Below are 22,731 nucleotides of genomic sequence, written 5' to 3' on the forward strand. Positions count from 1 at the left end.
GAGGCAAGTTCAAGCGGGACTAAGCTGCGTTTTGGTTCCCATTCCAAAGCAGCGTTCCACTACCCGTGCGTTTACGGCCTCAAACGCGGCCCTTTGTCAGCGTCGGCTGAGGCGGAGCAAGAAATGATGTCGGTAAATATCTGCTCACCAACATCACGAACTATTCTTTTGGTATTTGGTCTATCGCCGATGTTGATCTCCCAATGATGCTGAAGCGGTTGATACTCAGGGACACCGTACTGGCTGAGCTAGAGGATTATGCTCAGCACCAATGGCAGCGACCGACAGTACAAGAGTTGATCAAGTTGCAACGACCTCGAATGCAGCGACACGCAAATCGTTAAGTGGCCGAAACGGTCGTTCAGGAGCGACTGTTATCGGCCACATAAGCATTCCGGTTGATCAGTTTCTCACGCATAACATACACTGACAGGGAGAGCAAACCGCAAGTTCCTAGCCTACAGGTCGAACAGGGTGACGCAGTCCGTGGCGTGTACGGTAATCTTTAGGGCATAAAGAATCGGCCGCCCACCAAGCAGCGTTTCGGTATGGCTGAAATAGATCATCTATGAAATGTGCTACGAGACTATCCCAACTCCTTATTGCACTGGACCCGCGCCCATAGGCAATATGTTTTTCTACCTCTATCCAGAGAAGTCGCAGAGCCTTCAAGTGTCGGTTAACCACATCTATCCGATCTGTAAGAGACATAACTTCTATCGTCATATCGCCTCGATCATCTAGACCCTCAAGCGTCCATTTCCAAGCAGTCTTATTTAAGCGACGATCAGTAGGTATCCATTGTAAATGATCAAACGGATCGTCTATTCTCGGATCAATAAGAAGCCTTTGCTCTGCCGTGCAATCATAATGAAAATCTTGAAGGGCCCCAACCACCGGCCTTGTCGGCGCCACCACTCTTAATGTGCCAGGCCGTATCGGAAATTTATTTCCTTTTTTTCCTGACATATTACAACTCTGACAACTAAAAAATAGATTATCCCAAGTCCATGCCATCCACCAATAGTGAGTGCTGACGCTAACCCATTCGCCATTAACTTTATCCTGAGCAAGTTTTTTGGGGCGAAAATGCTCAACCGGCCGAAAGACTTTTTCTTCATTACTTTCACAAAAAGCACACTTCTGGTGCTGCCGAGAATACAACTCATCTATCGTCGACTTTCTATACCCCTCATCAAGAAGGTCTTTAAAAATTTTGTGATCCTGACCATGAAGATTAAATGCAGCAATAGCCTCAGACAATCGGACGTTCCGTTCATTTGTCAGTTCAATCGGCTCACCCCCCATATTGAGCCTAATCACGTTTGCTTTCATCCACAGTTTCAACATCAACAGGAACAACCAAGTCATTTACAAGCGCAGTAACTAGCCGCTCTCGTAAAACTGCCATTTTAATCTGCTGATGTTTAGTCCGATATGGATTAGTAGCAAGCGCCGTATAACTGCGTAGCTCTTCACCGTACTCATTAAGCGTAAGTCGATCTAACCCGAAATATTCTTGGTACATTTCTGTACCCGTCATGGCGCGAGGATCCGGCTGATTGTCGATATGGGTAAAATCGTCGACCTCTTCCCATTCTCCTGTTTGCGTATCGGGAGCAATCCGATGAACATCACCTGAGAGGGGATCTGATTGGACTCGAATAATCTCGTCAGGAGCAAGAGTGGCCAAAACAACTGGACTATGGGTAGTAGCAACAAATTGAAGCTTAGGAAAGGTTTTTCTAAGGGCGGGGATTAGCCGAGCTTGCCAAGTTGGATGAAGGTAGAGATCTATTTCGTCAATTAAAACGAGCCCCTCAAAATCGTGGGGTTCGAGTTTATTATTTGCTTCTAGCAGAATATTTCCCACTAGGTCGGCAATCCAAGCAATGGTCGATTGATAGCCGTGAGCTAATGCAACGCCAGGAATCTTAACCGTGCTTTTCCCCATCGATTGTTGAAAACGGTCGCGATCCAGAAGGTCCGCGGCTTTAGATACTCCCCCTTGACCTCGCATTTCAAGATCAGCAATGTCTTCAGGCAGGATGCCTGTATCGATAATCGTGCGCTTTAGAATATTTGCGTACATTCTGGCTTTCGCTGAGCGACTGCCATAATGCACAAGAAAACTAGTGCTGACAATTGGGTACTCTGGATCAAACAGAGGTTTCATTCTGTCAACGGATGGTCGGGTTAGTTGTGGTACGCTAGCAGACTGCGGTAACGTTCGGCGCACCCCATAGCCGATTACGAACCATAAGTGTGATTCTTGCGCTCTAGCTTTATCGAGTGGGTCCGGATTTTTTTCGGAGTAGTCTTTTTCTTCGCCATACCATGCATCGGCGCGAAGCGACGTTTCTTTCGGATTAAGTTTAACGCGGGATGTTAGCTTTAAATCTAACGGTGGTTTTCCATCATAGAGTGGATGGCAACTCTGATCAGCAATAGAGGATGGAGTGAAGCTGAATTGAGCTATAATTTCAAGAGATTCTTTATTCTTGTGGCGCCGATCAACGAGATGAGCAAAAGCGTTACTTGCTAAATCATTAACTCGCAAAGTCCCCGCCGACGCTAAAGCAATCGCTTGCAAAATGCTGGTTTTCCCTGTTCCGTTTTCTCCAATTATAGCCGTCCACATTCGCGGATTGCCGTTCGAGTCAGTGAAGTCAAGAGTTAAGTCACGCAGCCTTTTAAGATTTTTAACGCTCAGAGAACGGATGTACATATTCGCCTCATCAAGATACTGGCTCGGTGGACTGGTCGGAGCCTCAGACGGGGTATTGTGAAACAATGCTGGCTGCGCGAGCGAGCTCCAGCTTGTTGCAAATGCGCCACCCTTGGCAGCCAGACCGTGTGAAGTTTAGTGGTGAGGAGAGGATACAGTTTACTTTCCTTTTTTGCAGTCTATCTCAACCGTTCTGGACCTATCCTCTGCGAATCGCCACCTGATTTCACAAACGGTTACGACTACAAATCAGACCCAAAGCGGGGTTTCGCGAAGACTTATATTGTTGAGCAATGCCTGACTATGAGGAATACTCAAACCCAGTTCACTCGCGTGCCGCGCCTCCGTGGGAGCCTCGGTCATTGCGGGAGGCGCAAGAAGTAGCGTTGCAATGCTAGAGCTTGATACACAGCATCAGGGCAACTGCCCAAAAACCGCGCCCTGCCAAGCCAGATGCGATCTGTAGACCCTATATCCATCAGTAGGGTTGGATGTCTGCTTGAGGTCGGAAGCGGCTCCTATCTCACCAGATAATCCATCATCCCTGAAAGCACTCAAACATTGTGATACTCGCCTTACATTTCGGAGCGAACCTTTTTGTAAGGATCTCGGCCCCTCGCCAAGGCTATCCAACGTCGTCAAAATCAGCTTGAACGGTCGCACAGCCGGCGACACTTCGTCGACTTCACCGTCCGCCAACGATGACGAACATTTTGCCAGCCGAACCTTCCCCTAAAATCATCGTCCGAGCTTAAGCGTTTAAGCAAACTGCTCGCCACGAGGTTTCCGTTTGAAAGCTGCCATCGTCAAAAAATACCGTCTGATCATCAAGACCCTGGGTTACGTGGGCTGGTCTTTGTTCTGGTTGCTGCTCTGGGACATCGCCGTCACCGTCGACTTCATGCTGTTTCTCAACGCCAAACTGAACCTGCCGTTGATGCCGCTGACCTTGCTCGGTTCAGCGTTGATCGTGTTGATCAGTTTTCGCAACAGCAGCGCTTACAACCGCTGGTGGGAAGCCCGAACGCTGTGGGGATCGATGATCAACAATTCCCGCAGCTTCGCCCGGCAGGTGCTGACGCTGCTGGACGACGCTGGTGGCGAAGTGAATCCGGTCAAATCCACGCTGTTGCGCCGCCACGTCGCCTACGTCAATTGCCTCGCCGCGCACCTACAGGGCCAGCCATGTCCCGACGAGGTGCGGGCGTTTATTCCCGCCGAAGAATTCGCCCGCAGTGGCACAACCAATAACTTTGCCAACGATATCCTCACCGGCTCGGCGACGCTGCTCGCTCGCGAATACAAGGCCGGACATCTGGACAGTATTCGCTTGGCGCGGCTTGAGTCGACGCTGGTGGACTTGTCCAACAGCCAAGGCGGCATGGAGCGGATCGCCAATACCCCGCTGCCCTACCCTTATGTTTATTTTCCGCGTCTGTTCATTTCGCTGTTCTGCCTGATTGTCCCGATAGGACTGGTCGAATCCCTCGGCTGGTTCACGCCGCTGGCGTCGACCGTGGTGGGATTCATGCTGCTGGCTATCGAGCGCATCGGCACCGACCTGCAAAGCCCGTTTCGCCACAGCGAACACCAGATTCAGATGGAAGCGCTGTGCGAAACCATCGAAAAGAATCTGCAATCGATGCAGCGTGATTCGTTGGGGGATGTGCGCAGGGTTGAGGAGCCCGCTTGAGGCGCTGCTTTAGCAGCAGCGCTTTTCATCAGATGCGCAGTGACTATTGACGAGTGTCCGCCGCCTCGGCCGGGTAAAACTCGCCCTGCTTGCCCATTTCTTCGAGTCGTTCGCGCGCTACCGCCTCAACACGGGCCACTGCGGCACGATCGTCGGGATCCACCAATTGCAAGCACAGGCGTCGAACATTTTGATCATGGGTTCCCTCGCTGAGCATTTCGTGGGTGAAGACTTGTTCAGCACGCCATAGGCATAACTGGGTATGGGTCCCGCCGAGCCATATCTCGTTGATTGATTCAAGATCAGTGGTTGCCAGTTGATCCACGGTGATTGTCTTATCCATTGCGCCGTACCTGAAGAATGCTCGTAGACAGGTACGACTAGCAGGCACAGTGGGTCGTTCCAACCGTCGACAGTTTGACCGCGCCCATGATGGTGCAGGACATCGCATACCAATTTCAGTTGTACGGAAAATTCTTATGAAAACACTGATTATCGATGATTACATCGCCCGCTGGCCTTTGCTGGGCTTGGGCTCGACTGCCCCTTGGGCGGTGACCCAGGATTGCGAGAGCCGGATCCTTGCATTGCTCGAAACGCTCGGTTCCGGGTACCGGCGTGAAGGCAATATCGCAGTTCATGAAACCGCCGTCATCGAGCAAGGCGCTGTTCTGAAAGGCGCGATCATCATCGGCGAGGGCTGTTTTGTAGCAGCGGGCGCTTATCTTCGTGGTGGTGTGTTTCTCGGCAGCAACTGCATTGTTGGCCCCAGCTGTGAGCTAAAAAGTACCTTTATGCTTGATGACAGCAAACTCGCTCACTTCAACTTCGTCGGCGACTCATTGATCGGCGAAGCGGTCAATATTGAAGCCGGCGCGATCATCGCCAATTACCGGAACGAACTGGACGGGGCCGATATCAGGATCCGCCATGAAGATCAGGTGATCGACACAGGCGTCAGCAAGTTCGGAGCATTGGTGGGTGACGGCTGCAAGATTGGCGCAAACGCCGTGGTCGCTCCTGGTGCTTTGTTGCGGCCCCACACACGTGTTTCTCGCCTGGGGTTAGTTGACCAGTTTGCCTACGATTAAAACGAAATGTTCCTGCGGAACTGAATCGCTATCGCGCGGGGCCGCACCACTCAGCAAATCCTCCATGAAAAAACCCGCAAAGCGGGCTTTTTCATGCACAGGTAAAAGCGCTGATCACTTATTCCTCAACAGTACATACGTCTCACCGCCCTTGCGGTCATGCTGAAGAATGAAGTTGTGGTCCTGGATTCGCACCTTCGTCGGCACGCGATCAGCAACCGGCGTTTGCGAATAAGTTTGCGCTGCACTCAGCAATTGCCGGGTCAGGCTGTCGTCCGACTGACTATCAGTGGCGACGACGCACTCCTTTTCGGAAAGTTGCACGGAAAGATTTTTGTCTGCGGTGAAGCCGATGCGTGTGAAGCCCATGTCCACAAGGTCGGTGATGCCATTCATCTTGGCTGCTTCAGCCGAGCCGGCGAACGACGGGGCGGTCTTCAGACAAATGTCGATAAAAGCTTCAATGGCTTTGGAAGTGACAGGTGTCGGTGCGGTTGGCGTTTCAGTGGTGCAGCTGGCGAGCACGAACAGACTGGACAAAGTCAGTGTGCGGAACAACGTATTGGACATGACGCGGGAATCCTTCCATTTCAATTTCGTAATGCAGCCGTTGGGCTGAACGCCGCCGGAACAGGCGACGTGCGAATGGTAAATGAAAACGCGATATCAGGCGGGACACCATTGCAGCTTAATGTTCACGTGTCAGATCACCTTGTAGTGCACTGAGACCCGCCGGGCTTGAATAGAGGTTTTCCAGAGCCGATATCTCAGCCAATTGCTGCGGCGAAAGTGTTTTCTCTTCCTTCTCAAGCTGCTCGCGCATGGGGCCTGCAATATCATTCGGCAACGCCTGTTTGAGCGCCACGCGCAACAATCCGCAAGCCTTGAGCTTGTTACGCTGGACGCCCTGCCCATTATCCAGATGAACGGCGAGGGCAATCTGCGCCATAGCGTTTCCTTGAATGGCTGCCTGCAACAGCCAGTGATTGGCAAGTGGATAGTTCACGGGTACATCACCGCCACTGCTGTAGAGATAACCGAGGACATACTGGGCGTTGACCCGGCCCTGATCGGCGGCACGGGTATACCAACGCAATGCGGTGGGTACGTCTTTCGAGGTACCGGTGCCTTCTAAAGTGACCGCTCCCAATAATTCAAATGCAAGGCTATCGCCAGCATTGGCCGCTTGGCTGAACAATGTCACGGCGTGTTGAGGGTCGGCTGGAATTCCTTGACCGGAAATATAGAGCGTGCCTAATAGCGTAAGAGCCTCGGCATCTCCTTGGGCGCCCGCCTTGCTAGCCCATTTGAAGGCCTGTTGGTCGTTAGCCTCAACGCCGTAACCTTTGTGATAAAAGATAGCGAGTTGTCGTTGAGCCTTGGTATGACCTTGTTCTGCTGCCTTGCTGAACCATTGTGCACCTTGGACAAAATCACTGGCCACATCTCCGCCCGCGATGCTTGCAACCCCCATGTAATATTGTGCGTCCGCGTTTCCCTGATTGGCCGACTCCGTTATCCACTGCATACCTTTTGGTCGATCAACTTCGACGCCTCGACCGTAGTATTGAATGATGCCGAGCTTGTACTGCGCCACAGGGTCGCCTTTTTCGGCAGCGCTCAAGTACCAGTCTGCGGCTTTGCCAGGGTTGCGGCTGACTATCAGACCCTCCTCATAAGCTGAGGCGATCAAGACAGGAAGGCCATAAGGGCTTCGCCATAGTGCGATCACGAAGGTAACAAGAAGAAAGGCCAAGAGGCTGAGGCATAGAGCAATCGAGAACTTGCGCAATTTTCAATCCGTTCATGACTGGGAGGACAACGCTCGGGGCCGAGTCGCCCGACAGGTTATCGCCAGGTTTCATGCTCGCTGAAGGGCAAATCTACAAAAAGAGCTTGTACACACGGTGAGCTCCCGCAGGTTCGCAGAGTCGGCTCTCATGGTTCACTCATAGAATTTGCCAGCTAACAGAATGGATGCACACCGCTGCCATATATTTGTTTCTGAAGTGCTCGGAGAACTCCGAGCACTAGCGGTTGCCCAGGCAGCTGCTGCTTCAAGAAATGTATCAACAGAACCGTTTACCCACTGCGAAAAGCCAGCTCATCGCGCTTCAATGGCGTCGCATTATCAAGCAAGGGTTGACTGGCAAAATCCGAACCTGGAGCCTCGATAAATGCGATGAGCGAATCAGAGATTACAGTGATGCTGCTACGCAGAAGGAAAACCAGTCAACTTCATTTTATGAGGGACGCGACGGGGCTGAAGTGAGGACAGGAAGGAGTTCATAGATCAAACCTGCCTCATGAAAACACGTTCGCCACTCTAAAAATCCGGGGCGACCCTCGCACAGAAGCAGAACGTTCTGCCCACCCTCTGAGCTAAAAACCTCTTCAACTAAAGCGATATCTCCCGGTGTCGGGCCTCGAGAGTTTATCCAATCTGTATAAATTACTTTTGATTGATCGGCGCTGATCAGCTTTATGAGATCGCCTTTACAAAGTGCCATGTACTCTCGCCTGGATTTTCACTGATAAGACCTTTTTGCCCCGAGGGCGTCTTTTGGGCGATCCGCTTTTGGCCGGCTGCCACTCTTCGTGTCAGATAAAAAAGACCGAAGTCAATTTTTCCGAGCCCAACTCCCAAACATCACATCGCCGACGTAGATGCCCGAAGAGGCTGAACGCTCTTGATCCAGACGCGCCTGCAACGTTTCAATTTCTACCTCTTCTGCACTGGCCACACCTAACGCAATGATTCGCGGCAAGCATGCTCGAATGATGGCGCCAAGGCTGTAGGGCGTATCAGGCGTTTGTATCAGGCACTCAGCGCGCACGCTTTCAACGGTCAAGCCTGCCTGGGTGAAAATGCCGTGCAGGTTAAACCCGATGTGCAAATCCGCTCCTTCGCGAGCAAGCATTTGCTGTAACCAGCGTTGCGCTCTTTCATGCAAAGGGAAATGCTCGACGCTGGCAGGCGCCAGCGTCGTATCGTGTTCCTGAAAGACCATAATCCCGCCGGGACGCAGACACTTCGACAGCGCTCGGATCGTCGCCACCGCATCCCGTTGATACATGAGCACGCGCCTGCCGACGATGGCGTCAAAAGTGCCGATAGAGTCTGGCAATTCCTGCAGGTCTCCCTCGATAAAGGTCAGCGCATGTCCTGCGGTGCGCTGGCGTGCAACGGCAATGGCAGCGGCGTCGTGATCAACTCCGATGACTTCCCCGTTTTCCACTAGATCACACAGCAGCAAAGAAACATCACCCGAACCGCAGCCTACGTCGAGGATCCGCATTCCTTTGCCGATGCCCGCGTCAATCAGCAAACGTGTGGTGAAGTCGAGTCGGTTGAGCGGCATTATCAAATTCCCTGAGTTTTCCGAAAAATCATGGCAGGCACATCAGTCATCTGGCCCCCCGACAGCGCTTCATCTTTGCCACCGCACGTTTGCAGGCGTCGCGGGTGGTCAACTTCTGGGCATAGGCGAGAAACGCAGGCCTGGGCGGTAAGGTTTGCAAGCCTAACCCCCAGCCAATGTGGGAGCCAACATAAACGTCTGCAGCGGCGAAGCGTTCACCGGAAATAAAAGGATGCCAACCGCGCGTTGCAGTTGATCGTCCGTGCGCTCGTAGCGTCCGTAACGACGCCAACCGAACCCTTGCCGTTGAGCATCGTCCGATGTCCAGGAGAACAAATCGCCTAAATGATCTCTTCTTCAATTGGCAATAAACTTGTTATTGGTTTTATTCGTCACATTATCAACAAACCAAATTGCAGACCCGTCACTCAAAACCCTGCTGCATTCCTTGCCGTACTTTTGATAGGTAATGCAGATCACATCTTCTGTGACAACCCAGCTCCCCGTTTGCATGGACTCGCTTGATATCTTAATTTGTGCAGTTCCGTCAGCGCTTAATACTTGAGAAAAAGGATAGCCAGTGGACGTTACGCTGGAATGTTTTCGGCCTATGACCGCAGTTTTTATTTCGCTGCTCGTTAGCTGCTTTGCGGTCGCCGGTGCGTCCGCATGGGCGTCGAGTGCAGCTTGATTACCGGACGAAGCGCAGCCAATCATAAGTAGAATGGCAACCGCACAAAAAATAAGATTTTTCATAACTATCACCCTTTCGCGTATGGGAATGCAATTAAAGTGTCGAACTGATAATAGATAAGGAAATCATCGACAATATATTCGATCACTATAAAGCCAATAGCACTCCCAGCTATATCTCCCCAAACTGTAAAGCATTCGGACACAGTCCTAATTAGTTTGGTAGCGTCGCCGCTATTCCATGTTTCGAACTCGCACACCATTTAACTTGACCATGTAGTGATGGCTCTGAATTGGCAATTTTTTTGCGATGCTCACCGTAGGATTCCCAAGCCGCGCCGACGATGCTCCAAAGCCTTGTCACCAGAAAGTCACGCCAATTTCCTAATCTTCATCCCTTCCGTCGCCCCAAGAGCCCGCATTCCAAAATGCCGCCCATCACCGTCAACTCCCCACCCCGCCAAAAGATCATCCTGCGCTCCGACAACCTCACCTCTTGCGACTTCGGCGCCCTGTTTTCCAGGCTCTTCGGCAACCGCTACGCCGATACTCCGCCGCCGCCCTCCAACATCATCATCGGCGGGGTCTACGGGCGGCACGACGGGGTGAGTTTTCGGCGTATGCATTACCACGGCGACTTCAGCGTCGCCCTCCCCGATCCGCAGAACGAAATCACCTTCGTCATCCCCACCGCCGGCAAGATCGTTTTCAATCACGTCACTGAATCCATTGGCATGGCGCACATCGGTCTGGCAATCGACAAGGCGGATATCCGTTCGATGCGCTTTGTTGATGATCACGCGCACCACGGGATTTCAATCAACCGTCAACAACTCACCGAGCGGTTGTCGGCGCTGCTGGAGAAACCGGTCGTGCAGAAGATCGTGTTTGAGCCAACCGTGGATCTGAATACCCCGGCATTTCAGGGCCTCAAGGCGTTGATCGATCTGGCCACGGGCACTGAGTTCGATGCCTTGATCAACAGCGGCACGCTGATGCCGTCACGGTTGCGCGAGATGTTGATCGATGCGGTGCTGGAGGCGTGGCCGCACAACTTCACCCAGGCATTACGGGGGCCTGCGCCGTGTGTGGCGCCGCGACATGTGAAGGTGGCGATGGAGTTTATTCAGGCGCATCCGCAACAGTTGGTCAGTGGCGTGGATCTGGCGCGGTTGAGCCATGTCAGCCAGCGCGCGTTGCAGGAAGGTTTTCGGCGCTTTGTCGGGATGTCGATCGTGGCGTATCAGCGGCAGGTGCGTTTGCAGCGCGCTTATGAGGCGTTGGTGCGCGGGCATGCAGCCTCTGTGACGGAGCTGGCGTTGCGTTTCGGCTTCAGCAATGTCGGGCGCTTTTGTCAGTATTTTCAGAGTGCTTACGGCGTAAGTCCAGCGGAGTTGAAGGCCAGGCGTTGACCATTCGGTCTGGCGAATGCTGCATTTGATTGAACAGCAGGAATCTCAGGGCGACTAACCCAGACAGGTCGTTTGACGGCACAGCCGATTCAGGCGGCGTTTACCTGGCTGCGACCGGCGGTGCGTTTCTGCGCTTGTCGGTGCAGGCTTCGCAAGGGGGTTTCCATGACCGAGGATTTCATCGGCTTTTTCACGACACACACGATTTTAGGCATTTCACTGGCGAACTGGGTACTGGCGTTTCTCGCCGCGACGCTCAGTTATCTGCTGACCACCACGGCGATCCGTTTCGTTTTCCGCAAAGTGCAGGCGCGGGCCAGCGCCGGCAATGGGCATCTGACCTACATGGCCAGCGAGGTGCTGGCGGCGACCAGTACCACGTTGCTGCTGTTGGCGTCGATTCTGGTCGGCATTGGTTTGCTGGATTTGCCGGAGCGCTGGCTCGGGCGGGTCAGCAGTTTATGGTTCGTAGTGGCGGCGTTGCAGGTCGGCCTGTGGACCAACTGCGCGCTGGCGCTGGGGCTGCATCGGTATTTCTCGCGGCATAACGCCACCGGCACTTTTCAGGCGAGCGCCCTGGCGACCCTGAGCCTGTGGGGCGTCAAGGTGTTGCTGTGGGCGGTTATTCTGCTGGCGATGCTGTCGAACCTGGGCGTCAACATCACTGCGTTCGTCGCCAGCCTGGGTGTCGGCGGTATCGCGGTGGCGCTGGCGGTGCAGAACATTCTCGGCGACGTGTTCGCCTCGCTGTCGATTGCCGTCGACAAGCCGTTTGAGGTGGGCGATTTCATCGTCGTCGGCACGCTGGCCGGTACGGTCGAGCACGTCGGCCTGAAGACCACGCGCATCCGCAGTCTTGGCGGTGAGCAGATTGTCATGGCCAACGCCGACATGATCGGCAGCACCATTCAGAACTACAAACGCTTGCAGGAGCGTCGAGTGGTGTTCGAATTTCGTCTGACTTACGAGTGCACCAGCGAACAGATCCGCCAGATCACTCAACGCGTTGAAAGCATCATCAAGAACGAAAAACAGGCGCGCTTCGACCGCTGCCATTTCCGCAGTTTTGGTGAAAGTGCGCTGGAATTCGAAACGGTGTACATCGTGCTGGACGCCAGCTACAACGTCTACATGGACGTGCAGCAACGCATCAATCTGGCAATCATGGAAGCGGTGGCCGAACTGGACGCGACGTTCGCCTTTCCGGCGCGCACCGTGCATGTCGCCTCGCTGCCCGAACCCACCACACAGCCGGCCCGCACGCAGCAACCGTCGCGTGCGCAGCATGCTTGAACTGAAGAGCCCGGCAACCTGCCGGGCTCGCTGTGTTCAAAACGCGTAACTGGCTTTCAGTCCGCCATTGAAACCATGGCTGTCACCGCCACCGTTGGCCCCGACCTCAGCGCCCACACTCAGGGCGCCGAGGTTGGCCATCAAGTTGACGCCGCCGCTGAACTGATCGCGGTTGTCGAACGCCGCGCGCTGCTCGATATCCAGCCCCAGCAGGTGGCCTTCGCTGCCGACTTGCTGATCGCCGAGCGCACGTTCATAGCCCAAGCGAACGCCCGGGACCAACTGCCACGCACCCAACACCACAGGGGCGAATGACACGTCGAGATTGGCAACTGCGCTACGGCGGGTCTGCTCGATGCCATCGACGTCGAGCGCCAGTTCACTGCCCTTCTCTTTGAAACCTTGCAAGTCGAGATGACTGACGCGAAAGCCCAGGCTCGGTTCGACAATCACGCTGCTGAGCGGGAGGCGATAACCCAACGCCACGGTCGCGCCAGTGAGATTGCCGTGAGTGTCGCCCTTGGCAGTGCCGAGACCACCGCCAAGCTCGCGTTTGCTGTCGTAGTCGACGTATCCGGCGCTGGCGTTGGCATCGACAAACATGCCGCGCTCAAGGCTGGTGAGGCCGTAACGCGCACCGAGGTTGAGGAAGGTGAAGTCAGTATTGGCCTCGCCTCCCGCGCCGCCCACTCTGCCCTTGCTGTAGCCAAAGCCGCCGCGTGCGCTGAGTTGTTCGTTGAAGCGCTGGGTGATGCCGAGCATCAGGCCTTGGCTGTGCTCGTTGCTGCTGTCGGCGTGGGCTGAGCCGTCGGTGCCGACGTAGCTGGCGAGCGCGGTGCTCCAGAGGCGGTATTGGCCGACCTTCAAATCGCTACCGCTGGCGAACGCTGCGGCGGCTTGTTCGATCATCGCGTTCTGCCGCAGCAGGTAGCTGGCCGCATCGGCGTGAACCTGCCCGCCGACCTGCGATTCGACACCGCCCAGGCTGCCGGCGTCGATCGCCGATTGCAGGTAATAGTTGTAGGCACTGTAGGTGCCGGACAGCTCGGAGTTCTGCAACTGCCGCAGCAATTCGGCACCAGCGGCGGCATTGCCGATCAGCCTGGCCTGCCCCGGCAAGCTGTTGTACTCGACCAGCTTGCCGCGCAGCACGTAAATGGTTTCCTGGGACATACCGAGGCCCTGCTTGAGGTAGTTGTCCATGCTGCCGTACTCGGCAGCGACCTGGTCGAGACCGGCCTGCAAGTAACTGGCCTGGACCCCGAGCAGCGGCTCGTAGACAGCGGCCATGCTCGGCGGCAAGGCTTTCAAGGTAGCGGCGACACGGGCGGCGGTGTAGTCGTTGGTCGCCAGATAATTGGCCATGATCGTCGCCTCATCGACGCCAGCGATGCTCTGCAACACGGCGGCGGTCCAGCCGGTGCGGTCCTTGCCGGCGGTGCAGTGGAACAACTGCGCGGCGTCGACACTGGCCAGCTCATTGAACAACTGGCCGAATTGCCCGCGCATGCCGGCATCGCTGACGAAAGCGCGGTTGGTCTCTTCCATCATCGCCACGGCCTCGGCGGCGCTGCGGAACGAGATGTTGGTGATGTTCGAACCGGACGTGGTGCTGCCGATAATGTCGATATTGCGATAGGCCGCGCCGCTGATCATGGTGTCGGGCGTGGCGGCGATTTCGCTCGGGGTGCGCAAGTCGTAGATCGCTTTGATGCCGAGGCCATTGAGTGTCGCCAGGTCCGCCACCGACGGCGTCAATGCGTTGGAGCGGTAGAACACGCCGCTGCGCATAACGCCGTCGTGGGCGGTGGAGTACGCGGTGGTGGTGCCGGCAATGTCGCGAAAGTTGTCGATGCCGAACAAGCGCGGCGTGTCGAGGGTGACAGGCTCGGCCCCGTGGGCAGCGGCAATGGACAGACTCAGAACGGACAGCGAACACAGAAGACGTTGGAACACAGTGCAGCCTCATGAAATCAGCGTTGGGCTGGTCACTATGGGCAGGCGAGCGGGAAGGAATATGACAGTTTCAGGGCGCGACAAAATGCCTGCGCGAATGGGCCGTGGGGTGCGTGATTGGTCCACAAATCTCGAAATTGGTGAGGATCCTTGTGGGAGCGATCCGGCTCATGAAAGCGCTGTGTCAGCCGATTATATTCAAACTGAAAAAAAGCTTTCGCGAGCAGGCTCGCTGCCACAGGGCTTGGGGAAGTATCCGTTTTTTCAATTTGTCGCACGCAATGACTACCCCTTATAAGACTGCCATCACTCCCGATAACAAGAGGCTGTACCCATGAGCAACGCCTGGAACGAAGGTTATTTCACCGACGAAGGCTACACCTACAGCTATAGCCGGGAGATCAATCCGGTGTTCCTGCGTTACTGCCTGTTGTTGCGCGGTTTCGCCACGCTGGACAGCAGCGATGGCGTGCACTGCGAACTGGGCTTCGGTCAGGGCGTGTCGATCAACATCCACGCCACCGCCAACCCGGGCTCGTTTGTCGGCACGGATTTCCATCCGGGTATGGCCGCCCATGCCGTCGACCTCGCCAACGCCGCCAACAATGGCGCGCGTCTGTATGACGACAGTTTCGAACAGCTGCTGGCGCGCAATGATTTGCCGCAGTTCGACAGCATCAGCCTGCACGGTATCTGGACCTGGGTCAGCCGCGACAATCAGAAGCTGATCGTCGAATTCGCCCGCCGTCACCTGAAACCGGGCGGCATGCTCTACGTCAGCTACAACTGCTTCCCCGGATGGTCGCCGTCGGCGCCGCTGCGCAACCTGTTCAGTCTGCACGATCGCTTTGCCAATGCCTCGGCGCGCTCCGATGGGCGTATTGACGCAGCGCTGCAGTTTTCCGAAGCGCTGCTCGCGGCCAATCCGAAGTATGCCGCTGCGGCGCCGAGCCTCGGCGCGCGGCTGCAGAGCATCAAGGGCCAGGATCGTCACTACGTCGCCCACGAATATTTCAATCGCGACTGGAACTGCATGTACTTCTCCGACATGGTCGATGCGCTGGCCCCAGCCAAACTCGACTACGCCACCACCGCAGTGCCGCTGGATTCGGTCGACCCGCTCAACCTGAGCGCCGAAGGCATGGACTTTCTGGAAACCATCGAACACCCGATCATGCGTGAGCAAGCGCGGGACTATTTCGTCAACCAGCACTTCCGCCGCGACCTGTACGTACGTGGCGCGACGCGCCTGTCCGCTGCCGAACGCCGGGCGAGGATGCTGCACAGCCGTTTCGCGTTGCTGCAACCCTGGGAAACCGTCGCGGGCTCGGTCACCGGCCCTGCCGGCGAAGCGACCCTGCAAGCGGAAATCTACGGCCCGGTGTTCGATGCCTTGGCGGCGCAGAATTATGCGGCCAAATCCATGCGCCAATTGCTCTCCGAGACTGCGATGGCTTACGACGACCTCGAACAAGCCCTGGCCGTGCTGATCGGTATGGGCGCGGTCGCTCCGTGCCAGAGCGAGGCCGCCGAGTCGCAGGTCAGCGGTCGCTGCGCCGCGCTCAATCTGCAACTGTGCAAACGTTCGCTGTACGGCGCCAATATCCAGACCCTGGCCAGCCCGGTCACCGGTGGTGGCGTGACGGTCAGCCGCTTCCAGCAGCTGTTCCTGATCTCGATCAAGCAAGGCAAACAGCACCCGGCCGAGTGGGCGCAACTGGCCTGGGGTGTGATCAGCGAACAAGGTGAAGTGCTGGTCGACAATGGCCAACCACTGCTCACGGCAGAAGCCAATATCGCCGCACTGACCACACAGGCGCAGGTGTTCGCCCAACAAACGCTGCCTGTGCTCAAGGCGCTTAAAATCGCTTGATTGCAAACGAACCCATGTGGGAGCGTGCCTGCTCGCGAAAGAGCCGGGTCAGCCGCCAAATCGGTGACTGACGCTCCGCATTCGCGAGCAGGCTCGCTCCCACAATGGTCGTAGAACGGGGTTAAGCCAGCCGTCCTGTTTTCGGAACTTTCCGCCCTCTGCCGCCCGTCCTGCCACTCTGCAAAAAACGAAATTTCCGCTGCGCGCCCTCCTCACAAACTATGCATGCGCTAACGCCCATCAGGGCAAAAGCGCGATAGCCTGGTCTGAGGAAAATTTGAATGTTCATACATAACAAGCGACTTCAGTACACCGTTCGCGTGGCCGAGCCCAACCCGGGTCTGGCCAATCTGCTGTTGGAACAGTTCGGCGGCGCCAATGGCGAGCTGGCGGCGGCAGCGCGCTATTTCACCCAAGCCTTGGCTGAAGAAGATCCGGGGCGAAAAGACCTTCTGCTGGACATTGCCACCGAAGAGTTGAGTCACCTGGAGGTGGTCGGCTCGATCATCGTCATGCTCAACAGGGGTGCCAAGGGTCAACTTGCCGAGGGCGTGCAAGAGGAAGGCGAGCTGTACCGCGCGTTGAATGGCGCCGGCAATGACTCGCACATCACCAGCCTGCTCTATGGTGCCGGCGCGCCGCTGGTCAATTCGGCCGGGGTGCCGTGGACGGCGGCTTACGTTGACTCGATCACCGAGCCTACCGCCGACTTCCGCTCCAACATTGCCGCCGAAGCACGGGCAAAAATCCTCTACGAACGCTTGATCAACATCACCGACGATCCGGGCGTGAAAGAGGCGCTTGGCTTTTTGATGACGCGGGAAATCGCCCATCAACAGTCCTTCGAAAAAGCCCTGCATTCGATCCAGCCGAACTTCCCGCAGGGCAAACTGCCGGGGATGCCGGAGTTCACCAATAAGTACTTCAACATGTCTGGCGAGCCCAACGTTCGTGGGCCGTGGAACGAAGGCGGTGCGTGGGAGTACGTGGAAAACCCAGAGCCTGCGGTCGACGGCGGCGATGGTCTGGCGACCGTCAGCCTTCCGGCCGAAGACCAACAAGTGCTTGAGGCGATGAAGATCCGCACGGCCTCCGACCCACTCAGCGAACCGGTGACCGGTGCTGATCTGGGCTCCGGTTATGTGCAAGGCAAAGATGTCTGAACCCAGTCCGGCGGCCCCGGACCGGGGTCGCCACTCGCTCAAGGTGAACAACATGAAAAGCAGCAAAGTCCTGGCACTGACCTCTGAACATTTTCAACGTTTGATGGAGCACGCATACGCCGGTTTTGAGCTGGACTGCAAACAGGCCTGTCGAGGATTGAAGGTCAGCATGGCGGTGAATGTTTTTGGCCTGGGCACCCTGCTGCCGAATAATTTCGCTGAGGAGACTGCCGTCCCGCCAGCGGACGAACATTCAGCCGTCGACGACGCCTTGCCCACGATGCCAGTAGTTGCCAGGCGCGCATTGGCGGCGCGCAACCGTTCAATCGACGAACGTTTTCATCGGTAAGAGGAGCGCGACATGAGAACGCTTAAAAATCCCGGTTGGTCCTCTAGGCCGATCATCGCACCCGGCCTCCAGTTTCTGCTGGGCTGCGCGATATTCGCCGGCGGAACGCTGATCATGATGAGCGAGCTGGCGGGACAATTTATTGCTATGTGAGCCTGTGTTGCTGCTGCACATTCAAAACAACACACCAGCCGCTTCCCTCATGAAGATCTCAACGGTCATCGGCCCTATCCCCTCGAACTCGGACAGGCGCTTCTCCAGCGCCTTACGATCCGCGCTCGCCGCCACGATATTAGTGACCTTACCGGCGTACTCGCTGTTGAGCTTGTTGGCCAAAGCGAGTAATCGCGACGCCGTGCTCTCGTCATAGCGCACGTAACGTGCCTGCCCCAGCATCGACACCAGTTGACGGTGCGTACACTGCGCAAGCTTTTGCGGGGTGTCTTTGTGATGCTGCTCTACTATGACTTGATACGCCTTGGCGGCGATGGCGCCCTGAATTCTTTTGCCCATCAGAAAACTGGCCAGCAGCCATTTGAACAGGCCGGGTTCGCTGGCGTTTTGCAGGTCGATGTTCAAGTCTCGGGCGGTGATGATTTCACTCACAAGTCTCACCTCAAAGCGCGCTGCAGTTACAGATGTTGACCCGGCACGGCTTTGAACGATCCAATGACCGCCGCCTGACCGGGGCAATAAATTGAATCGCCAGTGGAAATGGATGGTCATCTTTCAGAGATGCGAGAGATGACAAGCATAAGGACCTTCAAATGCTCGGTCGCAAGATGCCCAAAACCAAGGGGCATGACGCCGCAGAAACCGCTCCCATCAAAGCTGCCAGCGAGATCGCCGCTTTCCGCCTGACAGTCATCTTCATGCTGACGGTCATTCTGGCGTTTCTCGGCGTGGAGGGATGGCGAACCTGGCGTGACTATCATGCAGCCTTCTCGTCGGCGCGTGATTCGGTCACCAACCTCGCGCGGGCTACTGCGCAGCACGCCGAAGACGCCATCCGCCAGGTCGATGTACTGACCGCCGCCCTGGGCGAGCGCGTCGAAGGTGACGGCTTGCAGAACATCGACGTGCCGCGCATCCACAACTTGCTGGTACAGCAGGCCAAATTGATGCCGCAGTTGCATGGGCTGTTTATCTACGGCCCGGACGGCAAATGGATCGTCACCGACAAGGAAATGATCCCGGACCCTGCGAACAACGCCGACCGCGACTACTTCCAATATCACCGCGCCAACACCGATCGAAATGTGCGTATCGGTGATGTCGTCAAGAGCAAATCCACCGACGACCTGATCATCCCGATTTCCCGCCGCTTGAACAACCCGGACGGCTCCTTCGCCGGCGTGCTGCTGGGGACGATCAAGGTCAGTTATTTCGTCGACTATTACGGCGATTTCAAGATCGACGACAAGGGTGCGCTGGTACTGGCGTTGCGCAACGGAACGATTCTTGTACGTCGTCCCTTCATCGCCTCGGTAATCGGTCAGAGCCTCGCCGACAGTGAGGTTTTCAAGAACTACCTGCCCTATTCCAATCAAGGCATCGCCGAGGTCAGAGCCGTCGTCGACGGCACCCAGCGTCTGTATGGCTACAGAGCTTTGAGCACCTATCCGCTGGTGGTGGAAACCGGCCTTTCCCGCGAATCGATCATCGCGCCGTGGCGCTGGGACCTGATCAAAACCGGCTTCGTGCTGATGTCGGTGATTACTGCGTTCACAGTCTTCGGATTGATTGTGTTGAGGCAACTGCGCCAACGGATGGTGATGGAAAAGGATCTGCGCAAGGCACACCAGGCCATGAAAGACATGGCTTTGACCGACAGCCTGACCGGGCTGGCCAATCGTCGGCGACTGGACACTGCCTTGGTTGACGAAATACGCCTGGCCAGACGACAGGGGTCGTCGATTTCATTGATCATGATCGACGTTGATCACTTCAAACTCTACAACGACAGCTATGGGCACGCGGCAGGTGATGATTGCCTGAGCGCCGTCGGCCAAGCGATCGCGCAAGCGGTAAAACGGCCGGGTGATCTCGCCGTGCGCTATGGCGGCGAGGAGTTTTCCGTGCTGCTGCCCAACACGGGTATTCGCGGGGCGGCGCTTGTGGCTGAGGAGATTCTTGAGGCCATTCGCTCCTTGCGGATGGAACACAGAGCCCATCCGCAGGGTCACGTCACTGCCAGTGCAGGTATTGCGGTGGGCAAGCCGGCCGAACATGAAGTGACCCCCGCCACTCTCATCGAGTCGGCTGACAAGCTGCTTTATGCAGCGAAGCAGCAAGGCAGGGATCGCTACTGTCTCGGCGATGAAGTGCTCGGCGCCTAGCCACCGTTGCTCAACGGGAGCGCAGCATCACGGCTGCGCGAACTCGCTGGACGCCAAACACCGTCATGCGCAGAAACTCCTGGTGACTGACCGGCAAGTGCTGGCAGTCCAGGCCGCGCTTGAGTTTGCTGTGATCGACATCAGGATCGTGCAAGTAAACGAAGTCCTCGTCACACCCGGTGATGATGACCCAATGCGGCGCTTTCAAGCGGGTGAATCGATAGCTGCTGATCAGCACCAGCGGTTTGTATCCGGCCGCCAACGCAGCGCCGATCTCCAGATAATTCCCCAGCACCTGCTCAACTTGCGTGGCCGCCAGGTCTTGGGCAAACCCGTCCTCGACCAGTTTCATGATCGACTTCTTCTCCGTACTGCGTACGCCGTGAAGAAAAAGCGAGCCCTTGTGACTGACTTCCAGGCGCACATCGAAACCGCGCCGCCAAGCCGCCAATGCCAGACCCTGAGGACTACAGCCACCGTGCCCCGCCGTCATGAAAATGGTGGTTGCCTCGCGCCACAGCTGGATTTCCTCCGATCGGGTCATGGCACGGGTCGGATCGATGGCAGACATGGCCATCAGCAGACACGCGGCGCCGCAGGTGAACTCGGTGGTCTGCTGGTAATACGGCACTTGGCGCGCGGGCGCTGGTGTTTCGCGCAGGATACGTTTTTCGTAGCGCAACGCCTCGCAGTGGTCCTCGTAGTAGTCCTCGACGCTGGCAAAGCGCTGGTAGCCGTTGGCTTCGTAGAGGCGGATGGCAGCGCTATTGTCAGCGCGCACCTCCAACCGCAGCCATGCACAGTTGCGCGCCAATGCACAGGCCTGGGCCTGTTCCAGCAGACGCTGGCCAAGCTCATGTCCGCGCCACGCAGGGCTGACGGCAATCGAATACAGGCGTCCAAGTGAGGTGCCACGGTGAAAAAGCACCAGTGCATAACCGCAGAGGATTGCGCCCGAGGTAACGACAATCAGCGCGGCATTGGCTCGGCTGAGCATCCAGCTGAAGTTGCGCTGATTCAACCGGTCGAAGGTAAAACACACCCGCTCCAATTCGACCAGATCGTCGATATCGTCCATGGATGCAAAGCGAAAATCAAAAGACATGACCGCACCGTAAAGTTTGAGTAACGAACCGGGACAGACCGAGAGGCCCGTGATTTATTGAAGCGGCGTCTTCTTCAACAGGGATTCATTACTCATGTCAGCGGTGCAAGCCAACGTGAACGAAGTATTAGACAAAACCGAGCATTCGACAATCTCCCTCAGCGAGGAACCTCCCAGTCTCAAACCCTCGGGAAGTCGATTGCTCATACTGGTCGAACGCAAGGATGACTGGGCTGATTACCTGCCCAGCGAGAGCCTGATGCTCGCTCAGGATTACCTTGAACACAGCGATGATTTTCCTCATCGCACCCAGGTCATCAACCTCTGCCGCAATTACAAATACCTCGGTCAGGGCTATTACTGCTCATTGCTCGCCGAGGCGCGCGGGCACAAGGTTTTTCCCTCGGTGCGCACCGTTAGCGAGCTGGCGCGCAAAGCGCTTTACGGGGTCGGGCTGAATGATCTGCAACGCACCCTGGAGCGGGCGCTGGCCAACCATCCATACGGCGAAACCGAGGCGTTCACGCTGTCGTTGTACTTTGGCAAGGCCTCGATCGAGCCGCTGCAAGAGATCGGCCGTCAACTGTTCGAGGCGTTCCCCTGCCCTATCCTGCTGGTGGAATTCCGCCGTGGTGAGAGCTGGCAGATCGCAGGCATCAAGGCCGGTGCACTGCACAAACTTCGCGATGAACAGCAGCATGTTTTCGCTGATGCGCTGGATGCGTTCAATCGCAGGACGTGGCGTCAGCCCGCCTCCAAACGTGTGGCCCGCTACGACCTGGCCATCCTGCATGATCCTGACGAAGCCCTGCCGCCGTCCAACCCCGAGGCATTGCAGCGCTTCATCGCTGCGGGCGAACAGCTGGGTATCGATGTCGAGCTGATCGAGAAAAAGGATTACGCGCGTCTCGCCGAATTCGACGCGCTGTTCATCCGCGAAACCACGCGAGTGGACGATCACACCTATCGGTTCGCCAAGAAGGCCGAAAGCGAAGGCCTCGTGGTGATTGACGATCCGTCGTCGATCCTGCGCTGCACCAACAAGGTTTATCTGGCCGACCTGCTCAAGCGTCGCGGGCTGGGCATGCCGGCAACGGAAATACTCTACAAGGATCGTCCGCAGGAGCTCGAAAACGCAGGGCGTCGCCTCGGTTTTCCCTTGGTATTGAAAATCCCCGATGGCTGTTTTTCACGGGGTGTGATCAAGGTCGCCGATGCACAAGCGCTGGCTACTGCCGCGCAGGAGTTATTCGAACACTCGGTGCTGCTGCTGGCGCAGGAGTATTGCTACACCGAATACGACTGGCGCGTCGGCGTGCTCAATGGCGAGGCGCTGTATGCCTGCAGGTACTTCATGTCCAAAGGGCATTGGCAGATTTACAACCATAAAGCGCTGCCCGGCGAGATCAACGGGATGTGCGAGGCGGTGCCCGTCGAGCAAGCCCCGCCCGCAGTCGTGCAGCTCGCCGTGCAGACGGCGCGGCTGATCGGCGACGGCCTCTACGGCGTCGACCTCAAACAGGCGGGTGATCGGGTCCTGGTCATCGAAGTGAACGACAACCCCAACCTCGATGCGGGCATCGAAGACGCGGTGCTGGGCGACGAACTCTATCGGCGCGTGCTGCAAGCGTTCACGCAAGGCTCGAGCTCAAACACCGTGGCCAAGCGTGGTGA

Annotated in this window: 20 protein-coding genes and 2 pseudogenes; 11 read left to right on the forward strand and 11 right to left on the reverse strand. The window is 56.4% G+C overall.

The annotated features are described in order from the left end of the window. Positions 1-182 precede the first annotated feature (182 nt). Positions 183-344 carry a hypothetical protein gene (locus tag AC4IHP_RS08105; RefSeq protein WP_490831503.1) on the forward strand — a complete coding sequence of 54 codons (162 nt, stop codon included), beginning with the start codon at positions 183-185 and terminating at the stop codon, positions 342-344. Positions 345-453: 109 nt separating this feature from the next. On the opposite strand, the gene AC4IHP_RS08110 is transcribed toward AC4IHP_RS08105, so the two are convergent. Next, on the reverse strand, positions 454-1,335 hold the full coding sequence (locus AC4IHP_RS08110) for an HNH endonuclease family protein (RefSeq protein WP_490831406.1): 882 nt from the start codon (positions 1,333-1,335) through the stop codon (positions 454-456). Further along, positions 1,316-2,728, reverse strand: coding sequence for an AAA family ATPase (locus AC4IHP_RS08115; protein WP_490831407.1), 1,413 nt, complete (start codon positions 2,726-2,728; stop codon positions 1,316-1,318). The genes AC4IHP_RS08110 and AC4IHP_RS08115 overlap by 20 nt, the downstream gene beginning before the upstream one ends. Positions 2,729-3,518: 790 nt before the next feature. On the opposite strand from AC4IHP_RS08115, the gene AC4IHP_RS08120 reads away from it, so the two are divergent. Beyond that, a complete protein-coding gene (locus AC4IHP_RS08120; protein ID WP_024012629.1) occupies positions 3,519-4,421 on the forward strand; it encodes a bestrophin family protein in 903 nt (300 codons plus the stop codon). Positions 4,422-4,464: 43 nt separating this feature from the next. Here AC4IHP_RS08120 and AC4IHP_RS08125 read toward each other — a convergent pair whose 3' ends face one another. Then, on the reverse strand, positions 4,465-4,764 hold the full coding sequence (locus tag AC4IHP_RS08125; protein WP_490831408.1) for a hypothetical protein: 300 nt from the start codon (positions 4,762-4,764) through the stop codon (positions 4,465-4,467). A 136-nt stretch (positions 4,765-4,900) separates the two neighbouring features. Between AC4IHP_RS08125 and AC4IHP_RS08130 the strand changes: the two genes are divergently transcribed. Continuing rightward, on the forward strand, positions 4,901-5,512 hold the full coding sequence (locus tag AC4IHP_RS08130) for an LbetaH domain-containing protein (protein ID WP_490831409.1): 612 nt from the start codon (positions 4,901-4,903) through the stop codon (positions 5,510-5,512). 114 nt (positions 5,513-5,626) lie between these two features. Here AC4IHP_RS08130 and AC4IHP_RS08135 read toward each other — a convergent pair whose 3' ends face one another. The 5 genes and pseudogenes from AC4IHP_RS08135 to AC4IHP_RS08155 form a co-directional block, all read right to left on the reverse strand. After that, entirely contained in the window at positions 5,627-6,082 is a 456-nt protein-coding gene (locus AC4IHP_RS08135) for a hypothetical protein (protein ID WP_490831410.1), read from the reverse strand. Positions 6,083-6,200: 118 nt separating this feature from the next. Next, complete coding sequence (locus AC4IHP_RS08140; RefSeq protein ID WP_490831411.1) at positions 6,201-7,304, reverse strand: tetratricopeptide repeat protein; 1,104 nt, start codon at positions 7,302-7,304, stop codon at positions 6,201-6,203. Between the two features lie 153 nt (positions 7,305-7,457). Next, positions 7,458-7,595, reverse strand: a pseudogene (locus AC4IHP_RS08145) (DUF7660 family protein); the annotation flags it as partial. Positions 7,596-8,133: 538 nt separating this feature from the next. After that, a complete protein-coding gene (locus AC4IHP_RS08150; RefSeq protein WP_490831412.1) occupies positions 8,134-8,874 on the reverse strand; it encodes a methyltransferase domain-containing protein in 741 nt (246 codons plus the stop codon). A gap of 357 nt (positions 8,875-9,231) precedes the next feature. Next, the gene (locus AC4IHP_RS08155; protein ID WP_490831413.1) at positions 9,232-9,630 is read right to left on the reverse strand and encodes a hypothetical protein; all 399 of its coding nucleotides are present in this window, start codon (positions 9,628-9,630) and stop codon (positions 9,232-9,234) included. 365 nt (positions 9,631-9,995) lie between these two features. On the opposite strand from AC4IHP_RS08155, the gene AC4IHP_RS08160 reads away from it, so the two are divergent. Both AC4IHP_RS08160 and AC4IHP_RS08165 read left to right on the forward strand, forming a co-directional pair. After that, positions 9,996-10,979, forward strand: a complete 984-nt coding sequence (locus AC4IHP_RS08160) for an AraC family transcriptional regulator (protein WP_490831414.1) — start codon at positions 9,996-9,998, stop codon at positions 10,977-10,979. A 165-nt stretch (positions 10,980-11,144) separates the two neighbouring features. Beyond that, complete coding sequence (locus AC4IHP_RS08165) at positions 11,145-12,272, forward strand: mechanosensitive ion channel family protein (RefSeq protein ID WP_460118591.1); 1,128 nt, start codon at positions 11,145-11,147, stop codon at positions 12,270-12,272. 36 nt (positions 12,273-12,308) lie between these two features. Here AC4IHP_RS08165 and AC4IHP_RS08170 read toward each other — a convergent pair whose 3' ends face one another. Continuing rightward, complete coding sequence (locus AC4IHP_RS08170) at positions 12,309-14,228, reverse strand: tyrosine-protein phosphatase (RefSeq protein WP_490831415.1); 1,920 nt, start codon at positions 14,226-14,228, stop codon at positions 12,309-12,311. 334 nt (positions 14,229-14,562) lie between these two features. Here AC4IHP_RS08170 and AC4IHP_RS08175 point away from each other — a divergent pair, with 334 nt between their 5' ends. The 4 genes from AC4IHP_RS08175 (at position 14,563) to AC4IHP_RS08190 (ending at position 17,766) form a co-directional block, all read left to right on the forward strand. After that, a complete protein-coding gene (locus tag AC4IHP_RS08175; protein ID WP_490831416.1) occupies positions 14,563-16,101 on the forward strand; it encodes a methyltransferase regulatory domain-containing protein in 1,539 nt (512 codons plus the stop codon). Positions 16,102-16,382: 281 nt separating this feature from the next. Then, complete coding sequence (locus tag AC4IHP_RS08180) at positions 16,383-17,264, forward strand: manganese catalase family protein (protein WP_460118586.1); 882 nt, start codon at positions 16,383-16,385, stop codon at positions 17,262-17,264. A gap of 52 nt (positions 17,265-17,316) precedes the next feature. Continuing rightward, positions 17,317-17,613, forward strand: a complete 297-nt coding sequence (locus AC4IHP_RS08185; protein ID WP_460118584.1) for a hypothetical protein — start codon at positions 17,317-17,319, stop codon at positions 17,611-17,613. Between the two features lie 12 nt (positions 17,614-17,625). After that, positions 17,626-17,766 (forward strand): hypothetical protein, encoded by a 141-nt coding sequence (locus AC4IHP_RS08190; RefSeq protein ID WP_460118582.1) that lies wholly within the window; start codon positions 17,626-17,628, stop codon positions 17,764-17,766. Positions 17,767-17,787: 21 nt separating this feature from the next. Here the strand turns inward: AC4IHP_RS08190 and AC4IHP_RS08195 are convergent, their stop codons facing one another. Next, a complete protein-coding gene (locus tag AC4IHP_RS08195) occupies positions 17,788-18,219 on the reverse strand; it encodes a DNA methylase (RefSeq protein WP_460118580.1) in 432 nt (143 codons plus the stop codon). A 161-nt stretch (positions 18,220-18,380) separates the two neighbouring features. On the opposite strand from AC4IHP_RS08195, the gene AC4IHP_RS08200 reads away from it, so the two are divergent. Continuing rightward, the gene (locus AC4IHP_RS08200; protein ID WP_490831417.1) at positions 18,381-19,952 is read left to right on the forward strand and encodes a sensor domain-containing diguanylate cyclase; all 1,572 of its coding nucleotides are present in this window, start codon (positions 18,381-18,383) and stop codon (positions 19,950-19,952) included. A gap of 10 nt (positions 19,953-19,962) precedes the next feature. Here AC4IHP_RS08200 and AC4IHP_RS08205 read toward each other — a convergent pair whose 3' ends face one another. Further along, a complete protein-coding gene (locus AC4IHP_RS08205) occupies positions 19,963-21,057 on the reverse strand; it encodes a GNAT family N-acetyltransferase/peptidase C39 family protein (RefSeq protein WP_490831418.1) in 1,095 nt (364 codons plus the stop codon). 94 nt (positions 21,058-21,151) lie between these two features. On the opposite strand from AC4IHP_RS08205, the pseudogene AC4IHP_RS08210 reads away from it, so the two are divergent. Further along, a pseudogene (locus AC4IHP_RS08210) lies at positions 21,152-22,731 on the forward strand (RimK family ATP-grasp domain-containing protein).

Source organism: Pseudomonas sp. UF-293 (assembly GCF_058245595.1).